1 protein-coding gene is annotated in these 255 nt (G+C 69.0%); it reads left to right on the forward strand.

What is annotated here, in order from left to right; genetic code table 11:
* Window positions 1-255, forward strand: a 255-nt coding sequence (locus AC0C6X_RS30235; protein ID WP_472956726.1) for a hypothetical protein, incomplete at both ends; no start/stop codon positions are given.

Below are 255 nucleotides of genomic sequence, written 5' to 3' on the forward strand. Positions count from 1 at the left end.
CGGCCGGCGGCGCGGACACGACGGTCTACGAGAAGGGCCTGCCGGTGCGCGGGCTCGAGTCGGCCGGTACGGGCGAGATGGCGGACGGCAATGCCGGCAACAACTCCGATGCCTCGGAGACGACGGGTGGCACGATCAACTTCACGTCGAAGGACGGCGTCTCGGCGATCACGCTGGGCGGCCATGCGCTGACGACGGTACCGCAGACCTTCAGCGATGCGACGGGCTCGCTGACGGCGCACTACAGCTATGACG

The organism is Ensifer sp. VA4, assembly GCF_055710065.1.